The sequence below is a fragment of the Streptomyces sp. NPDC102279 genome (genome assembly GCF_044766365.1).
In the GTDB taxonomy this organism is placed as follows: Bacteria; Actinomycetota; Actinomycetes; order Streptomycetales; family Streptomycetaceae; genus Streptomyces.
Genome location: NZ_JBIWLU010000007.1, coordinates 354,790 through 366,800 on the forward strand (window position 1 = coordinate 354,790; position 12,011 = coordinate 366,800).

Here is a 12,011-nt window from a genome sequence, read left to right on the forward strand (position 1 = left end):
GGCTCAGACCGTACTGGGGGGCAACGGCAGCGGCAGCCCGGGAAGGCCGTCCAGGCTCGTCGCGATGTGCTCCTTCTTGGTGAAGTACGCGTCCAGGGAGGCGTCGTCCTCGCGGGCGAACCGCCTGCCGTGCAGATCGCGGTCCTCCTCGTACGCCATGAAGGGCACGGCGTAGCCGCAGGAGTCGCGGACGTGTTCGGCGGTCACGACGATGATCGCGCGCAGGCCGTGCAGGGTGGGGTCGATGCCGGGGAAGTGCGCGAGCAGGTCCCCGAAGCGCGGGTCGTCCCGGAACACGGGTTCGCCGTGGCCGTGCACCCGGACGATGTTGGGCGGCCCCTGGAAGGCGCACCACATCAGCGTGATCCGGCCGTTCTCGCGCAGGTGCGCGATGGTCTCGGCGGTGCTCCCCGCGAAGTCCAGATAGGCGACGGTCAGCTCGTCGAGCACGACGAAGGAACCGGTGAGGCCCTTGGGGGACAGGTTGACCGTGCCGTCGCCGGACAGCGGTGCGGTGGCGGTGAAGAAAAGGGGCTGTGCCTCGATGAAGGTGCGGAGGCGGCCGTCGATGCGCTCATAAGTCTTTCCCATGGCTAACGATTATGGCGGAAACTCCTTCGTTCGCCTAAGGAATTTTCCGTTCCGTCGTACCGGGTTCGAGGCGTCGACGTTGACGAACCATGCAGAGTGCTGCATACTCATGCATGTCAGCGAATGCACTGTGAGGAGAATCCCGTGACCGAGCGCGTCGTACTCGCCTACTCAGGCGGTCTGGACACCTCCGTCGCCATCGGCTGGATCGCCGAGGAGACGGGCGCCGAGGTCATCGCCGTCGCGGTCGATGTCGGCCAGGGTGGCGAGGACCTGGACGTCATCCGCAAGCGCGCCCTCGCGTGCGGCGCCGTCGAGGCCGAGGTCGCGGACGCCAAGGACGAGTTCGCCGACGAGTACTGCCTCCCGGCGATCAAGGCCAACGCCCTCTACATGGACCGCTACCCGCTGGTCTCCGCCCTCTCCCGGCCGACGATCGTCAAGCACCTCGTCGCCGCCGCGCAGAAGCACGGTGCGACCACGGTCGCCCACGGCTGCACCGGCAAGGGCAACGACCAGGTGCGGTTCGAGGCCGGCATCGTCGCCCTCGCGCCCGACCTCAAGTGCATCGCCCCGGTCCGCGACTACGCGATGACCCGGGACAAGGCGATCGCGTTCTGCGAGGAGAAGCAGCTCCCGATCGCGACCACCAAGAAGTCCCCGTACTCCATCGACCAGAACGTCTTCGGACGCGCGGTCGAGACGGGCTTCCTGGAGGACATCTGGAACGCGCCGATCGAGGACATCTACGAGTACACCTCGAACCCCGCCGAGCAGCGCGAGGCCGACGAGGTCGTCATCTCCTTCAAGGAGGGCGTCCCGGTCGCGATCGACGGCAAGCCCGTCAGCGTCCTCCAGGCCATCCAGCAGCTCAACGAGCGCGCCGGCGCCCAGGGCATCGGCCGGATCGACATGGTCGAGGACCGGCTCGTGGGCATCAAGTCCCGTGAGGTGTACGAGGCTCCGGGCGCGATCGCGCTGATCACCGCCCACCAGGAGCTGGAGAACGTCACCGTCGAGCGTGAACTCGCCCGCTACAAGCGGCAGGTCGAGCAGCGCTGGGGCGAGCTGGTCTACGACGGCCAGTGGTTCTCCCCGCTCAAGCGCGCCCTGGACGGCTTCATCACCGAGGCCAACCAGCACGTCAACGGCGACATCCGGATGATCCTGCACGGCGGCCGCGCGGTCGTCACCGGCCGGCGCTCGCAGACCTCGCTCTACGACTTCGACCTCGCGACGTACGACACGGGCGACACCTTCGACCAGGCCGCGGCCAAGGGCTTCATCGACATCTACAGCCTGTCGTCGAAGATCGCCGCGAAGCGCGACCAGGCCTGAGGAACAAGGGACTTGGCGGGCCGGTCGTGTCCGCCGTTCCCGAGCAGCCCACCCACTAGCCTGACAGCCGCCTCCTCACCCGCGTGAGGAGGCGGTGGCACATCCGACCCCTGCGAGGAGCAACGCAAGTGAGCAGCAACAGCGGTGACGTCCGGCTCTGGGGCGGACGGTTCGCCGACGGTCCCGCCGAGGCCCTGGCCAAGCTGTCCGCGTCGGTCCACTTCGACTGGCGCCTCGCGCCGTACGACATCGCCGGATCGCGTGCCCACGCGCGCGTGCTGCACCGGGCGGGCCTGCTCACCGAGGACGAGCTCACGCGCATGATCGAGGGGCTCGGCCGGCTGGAGGCCGACGTCGCCGACGGCTCGTTCGTCGGCACCGTCGCCGACGAGGACGTCCACACCGCCCTGGAGCGCGGCCTGCTGGAGCGGCTCGGCGCGGACCTCGGCGGCAAGCTGCGTGCCGGCCGCTCCCGCAACGACCAGGTGGCCACGCTCTTCAGGATGTACCTGCGCGACCACGCCCGGATCGTCGGCGGCCTGATCGCCGACCTCCAGGAGGCGCTGATCGGTCTCGCGGAGGCCCACCCGGACGTGGCGATGCCCGGGCGTACCCACCTGCAGCACGCCCAGCCGGTGCTCTTCGCCCACCATGTCCTCGCCCACGTCCAGTCCCTGTCCCGGGACGCGGAGCGGCTGCGCCAGTGGGACGAGCGGACCGCCGTCTCGCCGTACGGCTCCGGCGCCCTGGCCGGCTCCTCCCTCGGCCTCGACCCGGAGGCGGTCGCCGAGGACCTCGGCTTCGAGCACGGCAGCGTCGCCAACTCCATCGACGGCACGGCCTCCCGCGACTTCGTGGCGGAGTTCGCCTTCATCACCGCGATGATCGGTGTGAACCTCTCCCGGATCGCCGAGGAGGTCATCATCTGGAACACGAAGGAGTTCTCCTTCGTCACCCTCCACGACGCCTTCTCCACCGGCTCGTCGATCATGCCGCAGAAGAAGAACCCGGACATCGCCGAGCTCGCGCGCGGCAAGTCCGGCCGTCTGATCGGCAACCTCACCGGCCTGATGGCGACGCTCAAGGCGCTGCCCCTCGCGTACAACCGCGACCTCCAGGAGGACAAGGAGCCGGTCTTCGACTCCTGCGACCAGCTGGAGGTCCTGCTCCCCGCCTTCACCGGCATGATGGCGACGCTGACCGTGCACCGCGAGCGCATGGAGGAGCTGGCCCCGGCCGGCTTCTCGCTCGCCACCGACATCGCCGAGTGGCTGGTCAAGCAGGGTGTGCCGTTCCGTGTCGCGCACGAGGTCGCCGGCGAGTGCGTGAAGGTTGCCGAGGCGGACGGCAAGGAGCTGGACGAGCTGACCGACGAGCAGTTCGCCAAGATCTCCGCGCACCTGACGCCACAGGTGCGGTCCGTCCTGAACGTACCCGGCGCCCTCGCCTCCCGCGACGGCCGGGGCGGTACGGCGCCCAGCGCGGTCGCCGTCCAGCTCGCCGACATCAAGGCGGACGTCGCGGACCAGCAGCGCTGGGCGCGGGCCAAGCGGAAGAAGTAGCCCGGGCGCGGGTGAGCTCCGCTGGCGGGTGTCGCGTACGGGAGTGGGTGCCGTACGACGGAGGGCGTCGCGGGTTACGTTGGTCCGGAGCCGTAGAGGAGCCGACCGAAACGGAGCCGCGATGCCCTTCGCCCGCCTCGCCTCAGCCACGACGCCCACCGCCCGCATCGGTCTGGGCCTCGCCGCCGTCGGCCGCCCCGGCTACATCAACCTCGGCCGCGAGGAGGACCTCCCGGGCGACCGCAGTGTCGACGCCCTGCGCGAGCGCACCCACGAACTCCTCGACGCCGCCTACGCCCAGGGCGTCCGCTACTTCGACGTGGCCCGCTCCTACGGCCGCTCCGAGGAGTTCCTCGCCGACTGGCTGCGCGACCGCCCCGGCGTCGACGATGTCGTCGTCGGCAGCAAGTGGGGCTACACGTACACGGCGGACTGGCGCACCGACGCCGAGGCGCACGAGGTCAAGGACCACGGCCTCGCCACCTACGAGCGGCAGCGCGCGGAGACCGCCGAGCTGCTCGGCGACCGCCTCGACCTCTACCAGATCCACTCGGTGACCCCGGACAGCCCGGCCCTCACCGACAAGCAGTTGCACGCCGCGCTCGCCGAGGCGGCCGCCGGCGGACTGTCGATCGGCTTCTCCACCAGCGGGCCCGCGCAGGCCGACGCGATCCGCGCCGCGCTCGCCGTGACCGTCGACGGCGAACCGCTCTTCCGCACCGTCCAGTCCACGTACAACGTCCTGGAGACCTCGGCCGCGCCCGCACTCGCCGAGGCGCACGACGCCGGACTGACCGTGATCGTCAAGGAGGGCATGGCCAACGGCCGGCTCGCGGAGCCCCATGCGCCCGAGGTGCTGCGCGCCGTCGCCGTCGAGACAGGCCTGGGCTGCGACGCGGTCGCCCTCGCGCTCGTCCTGCGGCAGCCCTGGGCCGGCGTGGTGCTCTCGGGCGCCGCCACCGCCAACCAGCTCGCCTCGAACCTGCACGCGGCCGTCGTCGACCTCGGGGACGACCAGCTCCACCGGCTCGACACCCTCGCCGAGGAGCCCCGGGCGTACTGGGAGCGGCGCGGGCAGCTGCCCTGGCACTGACACCCCTCGCTCCCATCGCCGGGGCACGTATCCGGCACCCCTCTCTCTCCGCGCACGGCGTGCCGATGAGACACTTGTGCCCAAGGTGAGACATGTGTGTCTCATCTGAGGTACTCTTGTCTCATGGCTGTCGATCGTGACCACGTGCTGCGCAGCGCAGCCGCCCTGCTGACCCGGAAATCCACCGCGACCATGGACGAGGTCGCGAAGGCCGCCGGGATCAGCCGGGCCACGCTGCACCGCCAGTTCGCCGGGCGCGACGCGCTCGTACGGGCGCTGGAGGCCCTCGGCATCGAGGAGTGCGAGGCGGCCCTGGACGCCGCCCGCCTGGACGAGGACACCGCCCAGGAGGCCGTGCGCCGCCTGGTGAAGGAGCTGGAGAAGGCGGCAGGACTGCTCGCCTTCCTCTACACGGAGAACCAGCTGTTCGAAGGGGATGGGCAGCACGAGGGCTGGGCCCGGCTCGACGCCCGGATGGCCGCGCTGTTCCGGCGCGGCCAGGAGAGCGGCGAGTTCAGGATCGACCTCACACCTCCCTGGCTCACCGAGGCGCTCTACGGCCTGATGGCCTCCGCGTCCTGGGCCGTCACCGAGGGCCGGATCGCCGCCAACGACTTCCACCACATGATCGTCGAGCTGCTGCTCGGCGGAGCGCTACGGAGAGAGGAACCATGACCAGCACCCTGCAGCCGGCCGTCGCGGCGGAGGTGGAGAAGCGCCCGGGCCGCTGGCTCGCGCTCTCCGTCCTCGTCCTCGCCGTGCTGTTGGTGGCCATCGACGCGACCGTCCTCGGCCTCGCGACCCCGTACATCAGCGAGGACCTGAAGCCCTCGGGCACCCAGCTCCTGTGGATCGGGGACGTCTACTCCTTCGTCATCGCCGGCCTGCTCGTCTCGATGGGCAGCCTCGGCGACCGCATCGGCCGCAAGAAGCTGCTGCTCGTCGGCGCGACCGCGTTCGGCCTCATATCCGTGCTCAACGCCTACGCGACGACACCCGAGATGATGATCCTGGCGCGGGCGCTGCTCGGTGTCGCGGGCGCGACCCTGATGCCCGCCACCCTCGCCCTGATCCGGAACATCTTCCACGACCCGCGCGAGCGCAGTCTCGCCATCGGCGTCTGGGGCGCGACGGCCTCCGCCGGTACCGCCGTCGGCCCGGTGGTCGGCGGATTCCTGCTCGAACACTTCTGGTGGGGATCGGTCTTCCTCATCAACCTTCCGGTGATGGTGGTCCTCGTCCTCGTCGGCATCAAGGTGCTCCCCGAGTCGAAGAGCCCCAGCCACGGTCCCTGGGACCTGATCAGTGTGGCACTGTCCCTTCTCGGCGTGATCGGCGTGGTGTACGCGGTGAAGGAGGCCGCCGCGCACGGCCCGAGCGGCGCGGCGTTCGCCACCGGTCTGCTCGGCGCGGCCGCGCTCGTCTGGTTCGTGCGCCGCCAGCTGACGCTGCCCGCACCCCTGCTGGACGTCCGCCTCTTCCGCCACCGGGGCTTCTCCGGTGCGGTGCTCGCCGACCTGTTCACCGTGCTCGGCCTGTCCGGGCTGGTGTTCTTCCTCTCCCAGTACCTGCAACTGGTGCAGGGACGCGGCCCGTTCGAAGCCGGGCTCGCCGAGATCCCGGCCGCCGTCGGCGCCGTCGCCGCCGGTCTGGCCGCGGGCCGCTACGCCCGCCGGTTCTCCGTGCGCGTCGTCGTCTCCGGCGGCCTCGCCGCGGTGGGCCTCGCACTCGGCACGCTCACCGTGCTCGGCCAGTCGACGGGCTACCCGGTGCTCGGCGCCGCCCTGCTGGTCGTCGGCATCGGTGCCGGCTTCTCGTTCACGGTGACCGCCGACGTCATCCTGTCGACCGTGCCCAAGGACCAGGCGGGCGCCGCGTCCGCGGTCTCCGAGACGGCGTACGAACTCGGCGCGGCCCTCGGTATCGCCCTGCTCGGCTCCGTCGTGACCGGCGTCTACGCCGGCTTCACCGGACCGCCGGGCACCCCCGCCGCGGCGCACGACTCGCTGGGCGGAGCGGTGGAGGCCGCCGGGAGCCTGCCCGCGCCGGCCGCCGAGGCGATGCTGAACGCGGCCCGCGAGGCCTTCGTGGACGGCCTGGCACTGGCGTCCGGAGCGGGAGCCGTCGTGCTGCTCGCCACCGCGGTGGCGGCCTGGTTCCTGCTGCGCGGCCAGAAGCTGGAGGCGTGAGAAGGCGGACACGAACGGGGTGGGCCCCGGCCGAACACTGCCGGCCGGGGCCCACCCCGTGTGCGATGTCGTGCGGGCGAAGCCCTAGGCGGCCTTCGCCTTCGTGGCGTACATGTCCACGTACTCCTGGCCGGACAGCCGCATGACCTCGGTCATCACCGAGTCGGTCACGGCGCGCAGCACGTACCGGTCGCGGTCCATGCCCTCGTACCGGGAGAACTCCATGGCGGGGCCGAAGCGGACGGTGACCTTGCCCGGGCGCGGGATGCCCGCGCCGCCCGGCTGGAGCTTGTCGGTGCCGATCATCGCGAACGGCACGACCGGGGCCCCGGTCATCAGGGTGAGGCGGGCGATGCCGGTGCGGCCGCGGTACAGCCGGCCGTCGGGGGAGCGGGTGCCCTCGGGGTAGATGCCGAAGACCTTGCCCTCCTCCAGGATGCGGCGGCCGGTCATCAGCGCCGCGACACCGCCGTTGGCGCCGTCCCGGTCCACCGGGATCATGCCGACGCCGGTGAAGAACCACGCCATCAGACGGCCCTTGAAGCCCTTGCCCGTGACGTACTCGTCCTTGCCGATGAACAGCACCTGCCGGTCGCAGACCAGCGGAAGGATCATCGAGTCGATGAACGTGAGGTGGTTGCCGGCCAGGATCACCGGACCGTCGCCCGGAATGTGCTCCACGCCCTCCACCCGAGGACGGAACATCAGGCGCATGATCGGTCCGAGCGCTGCCTTGATGAGCGCGAAGCGGGACAACGGGCCCTCCGGTGTCAAGGGGTCGGTATGGAGTCTGTGCAGGTGAGGACGATACTCGCGGTTCCCGGGTGATTGCACATCGGGTTCACCGACTGGATACGCACTGTTGACGCACGTTTACCTGCGGTGGCACGCCCGTGGGCGGCCGACATCGGGGCGACACGATGTGACGGACATCGCGCGTCGCACCGGCGAACGGGTGATCCCGCCATGGTTCGCCGCCCACTCGCCGCTGTCTTTCGGGTACCCCCGCCGCACGAACCGAAGCGGACGGACCGTCAGGTTCCGCATACCGGACGTCCACCCGAGTCATCGACTGTTCCGCCGCAGGCCTCCCTCCCGTCACACGGGGACACCTACGATCGTCCCGCTCGACAGGCAGGGCACCTACGGCGGGAGGAACGCTCATGGGAGTGCAGGAGCCGAACGGTCAGGAGCGGGGCACGGCGCGGCGGACGCTGCTCGGGGCCGCGGTACTCGGAGCCGGGGGAGCGGTCCTCGGACTGCCCGGCGTGGCGAGAGCCGACGAGCGCCACGGGGACGGCGGCTACCGGAGCCTGCCCAAGCCCACCGTCATCGGACACCGCGGCGCCAGCGGCTACCGGCCGGAACACACCTTCGGCTCGTACCAGCTGGCCCTCGACCTCGGCGCCGACGTCGTCGAGGCCGGCGACCTCGTCCCGACCCGGGACGGTCACCTCGTCTGCCGTCACGAACCGGAGATCGGCGGGACCACCGACGTCGGCACGCACCCCGAGTTCGCCGCGCGCAAGACCACCAAGGTGCTGGACGGCATCCCCACCACCGGCTGGTTCACCGAGGACTTCACCCTCGCCGAGCTGAAGACGCTGCGAGCCGTCGAACGCATCCCCGCCAACCGCCCGCACAACACCCTCTACAACGGGCGCTGGGAGATCCCCACCTTCGAAGAGGTGCTCCGCTGGCAGGACGAGCAGACCCGCAAGCGCGGCAAGCAGGTCTGGATCTACCCCGAGACCAAGCACCCCACCTACTTCCGGGCGCTGGGCCTCGGCCTGGAGGAGCGCGTCGCCAAGCTCCTGCGCAGGTACGGCAAGGACAAGAAGGACTCGCCCGTCATCCTCCAGTCCTTCGAGCCGACCAGCATCGAGCGGTTGAACAAGCTCGTGGGCAACCCGCTCGCCGTGCTGCTCTCGGGCGCTGACACCCGCCCCTGGGACTTCGTCGCCACGGGCGACCCGCGCACCGTCGCCGACCTGATCACGCCCGAGGGCCTGAAGTGGATCGCCTCGTTCGCGCAGGGCATCGGCCCCACGCTCGACCTCGTCATCCCCAAGGACGCGGCCGGGAACCTCACCACGCCGACCACGCTCGTCGCCGACGCGCACCACGCGGGCCTCGTCCTGCACCCGTACACGATGCGCAACGAGAACCCGTTCCTGCCGGCCAACTTCCGCAAGGGCACGGACCCGACCGCCTACGGGGACGCCTTCGGCGCGTTCAAGGCGTACTTCGCGACGGGCATCGACGGCGTCTTCTCGGACAACGCCGACACGGCGCTGCTGGCCCGCGCGGACTTCCTCGGCGGCTGAGCCGCCGGCCGGACCGTCAACCGGCGCCCCCGCCACCCCGGATGGGGTGACAACCGGCCGTCCCGGCAACCTCATGCCGGGGCGGCCGCGTCGTGCCGCACATGAACCACGACATGGTTTCCGCGCTCCGGCCGCTGCTCGCCGCCGAGGCGTCGGCCGAGGCCCACGCGTCCGGCACCGAGCAGAACGATCTGGAACAGGCCGTCTGGCTCCGCCTCCTGGAGCGGCTGAACACCGCGGGCCCGCCCGCCGACCCGCCGGGATGGCTGCGCCGCGCGGTGCGTTCCGAGGCCCGCCGCAGCCGCCGTACGGCACGCGCCGAGCAGCCGTACGCCGTCGAGCCCGCGGACGACCGGCGGCACGGCCCCGAGCAGCAGGCGATGACCGCGGACCGGCGCCGTGAACTGCACGCGGCCGTGCGCCGGCTGCCCCGCCGCTGCCGCGGCCTGATGGCCGCGCTGCTCTCCCCGGAAGACCTCACGTACCGGGAGATCGCAGGCGAGTTGGGTATCTCACAGGGCAGCCTGGGTCCGGAACGTTCCAGATGCCTGGGATGTCTGCGGCGAATGCTTGCGGTGGAGGTTGCGGCCCACTGACGACGGGGATAGGAGTGGGGGACGACCGGTGAACAGGTGAGCGGGAGGCATGCACACATGGGCATGAGCGTGACCATCTCGGCGGCGACCGAGCAGGACGCAGAACAGATCCTGAAGCTGCAGTACCTCTGCTACCAGAGCGAGGCCGAGCTGTACGGCGACTACGGCATCGAGCCGCTCACCCAGCCGCTCGACTCCCTCAGGGCGGAACTCGCGGACGGCACGGTCCTGGTGGCCCGGCTCGGCGACGAGGTGGTGGCCTCCGTGCGGGGCGCCGTCGACGCCGACGGGACGGCCCGGATCAACAAGCTCATCGTGCACCCGCGTATGCAGCGGCACGGCCTCGGCGGACGGCTGCTCGCCGCGATCGAGACCCGGCTCGGCGCCGACGGCGCGGCCAAGTCCTTCCAGCTCTTCACCGGCCACCGCAGCGACCACAACCTGCGTCTCTACCGCAAGCACGGCTACGCGCCCGTCTCCCGGGAGCAGGTCGACGAGCGGCTGACCCTGGTGACCCTTGCGAAGGGCGCCGACACCGTCGCGTACGCCACCAGCGCCTGACGGCCACGGCCGTCGGCCGGCATCCCGCCCGACGGCAGGAGCCGGGTCCGGCGGCCGCCGCTGTCGCTAGCCGGCGGTCGTCCGCGCCTTGCGCAGCCAGTACATCGCCGACAGCGGCAGCAGGACCGGGATGAAGAGATAACCCATGCCGTAGTCCGACCACACCGTGGCGTCGGGGAAGGCGGACGGCTCCACGAGCGTCCAGGTCCCGACGATCAGCACACCCGCGAGCTCGGCGGCGCAGCACACCAGCGCCGCCCTGCGCGCCTTCTCCCCGCCCCGCACGAGCGAGTACGTGATGAAGCCGTAGACGAGACCGGCGACCGCGGAGAGCGAGTAGGCGAGCGGCGCCTTGTCGAACTCCGTGGAGATCTGCACGGCCGACCGCGAGACCGCGCCGACCACCATCACCCCGTACAGCCAGACCAGCAGCATGCCCGGGCCGCTGATGAGGCGGGTGCGCCCGGTGGCCGCCGGCTCCTCGCGCACCGTGTCGTCCCGCTCGTCCCGAGGCACGCTCGCGTTCTCCTCCGTGGCCGTCATCTCAGCCTCCCCAGATGTCATAGAGCCGCACTTCGAGCACGGCGAGGACGATGCCGCCCGCCGCCACGGTGACCGAACCCCAGCGGGTGCGCTCCGCCAGCGACATGAATCCCACGGCGGGGACGCACGCGAAGGCGCCGAGCAGATACGCCACGAAGATCGTCGTGCCCTGCTCCGGCTTCTCGCCGCGTGCCAGCTGGGCCACGCCGACCACCAGCTGGACCACCGCGAGCAGCGACACCACGGCCATGCCGATGAAGTGCCAGTCCTTCGTCGGCTGGTCACGGAAGGCGGCCCAGCCGCACCAGGCGGCGAGCGCGAGCGCGGCGACGGCCGTCGCGACCGTCAGGGCATCAAGCATGCCGCGACCCTATTACGGGCCAAAAGACCTGATGCGCTCGCCCCCGGGGTGCCCCGTAGGGTCGAAGGCATGAAGATCCACGCTGACGCCCTCCTGTTCGACAACGACGGCACCCTCGTCTCGTCCCTGGACTCGGTGAACCGCTGCTGGACCCGCTGGGCGCAGGAGTACGGCATCACCGCCGAGGACTTCGCCCGCATCGAACTGCACGGCCGCCCCGCCGCCGAGATCGTCGCCGACCTGCTGCCTGCCGAGACCGCCCCCGAGGCCCTCGCCAGGGTCGAGCAGCTGGAACTCGAGGACGTCGCGGGCGGGGTCGTCCCGCTGCCCGGCACCCTCGCCCTGCTCGCCGCCCTGCCCGCCGAGCGCTGGGCCGTCGTCACCTCGGCCACCCGCCGGCTCGCCGAGGCCCGCCTGGCCGAGGTCGGCATCCTTCCCAAGACGCTGATCGCCGCCGACGACATCACCCGCGGCAAGCCCGACCCGGAGCCCTACCTGCTCGCCGCCCGCCGGCTGGGCGTCGACCCGGCCCGCTGCGTCGTCTTCGAGGACGCCCCGGCCGGACTCCAGTCGGGCCGCGCCGCCGGGATGACCACCGTGGCGTTGGCCACAACGCACCAGGCCCACGAGCTGGACGCCGACCACGTCGTCGAGGACCTCTCCGCCCTGTCGGTACTGGTCACCGACGGGGGCGTGGAGCTGTCCACCCGGGACTGAACCCTGTCCACCGCTGTCCGCTATACGGACAGCGGTGGCGGATCCCCACTTGGCGTCTGCTTTACTTCATCCCATGACCACGACGAGCAGCCGCATCCTTGCGACCGAGGCGACCATGACGCCCGGTGCTCGC

13 protein-coding genes are annotated in these 12,011 nt (G+C 71.1%); 9 read left to right on the top strand and 4 right to left on the bottom strand.

Annotated features, from left to right (window positions below):
* Positions 1-3: 3 nt before the first annotated feature.
* Entirely contained in the window at positions 4-591 is a 588-nt protein-coding gene (locus ACIRQH_RS20165; RefSeq protein ID WP_404226746.1) for a pyridoxamine 5'-phosphate oxidase family protein, read from the bottom strand.
* A 144-nt stretch (positions 592-735) separates the two neighbouring features.
* Here ACIRQH_RS20165 and ACIRQH_RS20170 point away from each other — a divergent pair, with 144 nt between their 5' ends.
* The 5 genes from ACIRQH_RS20170 to ACIRQH_RS20190 all read left to right on the top strand — a co-directional run bounded on the left by ACIRQH_RS20170 (position 736) and on the right by ACIRQH_RS20190 (position 6,773).
* A complete protein-coding gene (locus ACIRQH_RS20170) occupies positions 736-1,929 on the top strand; it encodes an argininosuccinate synthase (protein WP_358817199.1) in 1,194 nt (397 codons plus the stop codon).
* A gap of 128 nt (positions 1,930-2,057) precedes the next feature.
* Entirely contained in the window at positions 2,058-3,491 is a 1,434-nt protein-coding gene (argH, locus tag ACIRQH_RS20175; RefSeq protein ID WP_388868632.1) for an argininosuccinate lyase, read from the top strand.
* A gap of 121 nt (positions 3,492-3,612) precedes the next feature.
* A complete protein-coding gene (locus ACIRQH_RS20180; protein WP_358817201.1) occupies positions 3,613-4,584 on the top strand; it encodes an aldo/keto reductase in 972 nt (323 codons plus the stop codon).
* 123 nt (positions 4,585-4,707) lie between these two features.
* Positions 4,708-5,259 carry a helix-turn-helix domain-containing protein gene (locus ACIRQH_RS20185; protein ID WP_358817202.1) on the top strand — a complete coding sequence of 184 codons (552 nt, stop codon included), beginning with the start codon at positions 4,708-4,710 and terminating at the stop codon, positions 5,257-5,259.
* Complete coding sequence (locus tag ACIRQH_RS20190) at positions 5,256-6,773, top strand: MFS transporter (protein ID WP_404226748.1); 1,518 nt, start codon at positions 5,256-5,258, stop codon at positions 6,771-6,773. Before ACIRQH_RS20185 ends, ACIRQH_RS20190 begins: the two co-directional genes overlap by 4 nt.
* Positions 6,774-6,857: 84 nt before the next feature.
* Here ACIRQH_RS20190 and ACIRQH_RS20195 read toward each other — a convergent pair whose 3' ends face one another.
* Entirely contained in the window at positions 6,858-7,529 is a 672-nt protein-coding gene (locus tag ACIRQH_RS20195; RefSeq protein ID WP_081223413.1) for a 1-acyl-sn-glycerol-3-phosphate acyltransferase, read from the bottom strand.
* Positions 7,530-7,936: 407 nt separating this feature from the next.
* On the opposite strand from ACIRQH_RS20195, the gene ACIRQH_RS20200 reads away from it, so the two are divergent.
* From ACIRQH_RS20200 to ACIRQH_RS20210, 3 genes are all read left to right on the top strand, one after another.
* Positions 7,937-9,100, top strand: coding sequence for a glycerophosphodiester phosphodiesterase (locus ACIRQH_RS20200; RefSeq protein ID WP_388868628.1), 1,164 nt, complete (start codon positions 7,937-7,939; stop codon positions 9,098-9,100).
* Positions 9,101-9,201: 101 nt separating this feature from the next.
* Positions 9,202-9,696 carry a sigma-70 family RNA polymerase sigma factor gene (locus ACIRQH_RS20205; protein WP_388868625.1) on the top strand — a complete coding sequence of 165 codons (495 nt, stop codon included), beginning with the start codon at positions 9,202-9,204 and terminating at the stop codon, positions 9,694-9,696.
* A 57-nt stretch (positions 9,697-9,753) separates the two neighbouring features.
* Positions 9,754-10,257: a GNAT family N-acetyltransferase gene (locus ACIRQH_RS20210; protein ID WP_358817206.1), complete on the top strand. Its 504-nt coding sequence runs from the start codon at positions 9,754-9,756 to the stop codon at positions 10,255-10,257.
* A gap of 66 nt (positions 10,258-10,323) precedes the next feature.
* Here the strand turns inward: ACIRQH_RS20210 and ACIRQH_RS20215 are convergent, their stop codons facing one another.
* Positions 10,324-10,800 (bottom strand): hypothetical protein, encoded by a 477-nt coding sequence (locus ACIRQH_RS20215; RefSeq protein WP_358817207.1) that lies wholly within the window; start codon positions 10,798-10,800, stop codon positions 10,324-10,326.
* 1 nt (position 10,801) lies between these two features.
* Positions 10,802-11,161: a hypothetical protein gene (locus ACIRQH_RS20220; protein WP_404226751.1), complete on the bottom strand. Its 360-nt coding sequence runs from the start codon at positions 11,159-11,161 to the stop codon at positions 10,802-10,804.
* A 69-nt stretch (positions 11,162-11,230) separates the two neighbouring features.
* Between ACIRQH_RS20220 and ACIRQH_RS20225 the strand changes: the two genes are divergently transcribed.
* Positions 11,231-11,878 carry an HAD family hydrolase gene (locus tag ACIRQH_RS20225; RefSeq protein ID WP_404226752.1) on the top strand — a complete coding sequence of 216 codons (648 nt, stop codon included), beginning with the start codon at positions 11,231-11,233 and terminating at the stop codon, positions 11,876-11,878.
* Positions 11,879-12,011 lie beyond the last annotated feature (133 nt).

Bases quoted from the DNA above. Each gene is read 5' to 3' on its own strand.
- ACIRQH_RS20220 (WP_404226751.1), bottom strand. From the start codon at position 11,161: ATGCTTGATGCCCTGACGGTCGCGACGGCCGTCGCCGCGCTCGCGCTC.
- ACIRQH_RS20225 (WP_404226752.1), top strand. From the start codon at position 11,231: ATGAAGATCCACGCTGACGCCCTCCTGTTCGACAACGACGGCACCCTC.
- ACIRQH_RS20200 (WP_388868628.1), top strand. From the start codon at position 7,937: ATGGGAGTGCAGGAGCCGAACGGTCAGGAGCGGGGCACGGCGCGGCGG.
- ACIRQH_RS20210 (WP_358817206.1), top strand. From the start codon at position 9,754: ATGGGCATGAGCGTGACCATCTCGGCGGCGACCGAGCAGGACGCAGAA.
- ACIRQH_RS20215 (WP_358817207.1), bottom strand. From the start codon at position 10,800: ATGACGGCCACGGAGGAGAACGCGAGCGTGCCTCGGGACGAGCGGGAC.
- ACIRQH_RS20185 (WP_358817202.1), top strand. From the start codon at position 4,708: ATGGCTGTCGATCGTGACCACGTGCTGCGCAGCGCAGCCGCCCTGCTG.
- ACIRQH_RS20165 (WP_404226746.1), bottom strand. From the start codon at position 591: ATGGGAAAGACTTATGAGCGCATCGACGGCCGCCTCCGCACCTTCATC.
- ACIRQH_RS20190 (WP_404226748.1), top strand. From the start codon at position 5,256: ATGACCAGCACCCTGCAGCCGGCCGTCGCGGCGGAGGTGGAGAAGCGC.
- ACIRQH_RS20180 (WP_358817201.1), top strand. From the start codon at position 3,613: ATGCCCTTCGCCCGCCTCGCCTCAGCCACGACGCCCACCGCCCGCATC.
- ACIRQH_RS20205 (WP_388868625.1), top strand. From the start codon at position 9,202: ATGAACCACGACATGGTTTCCGCGCTCCGGCCGCTGCTCGCCGCCGAG.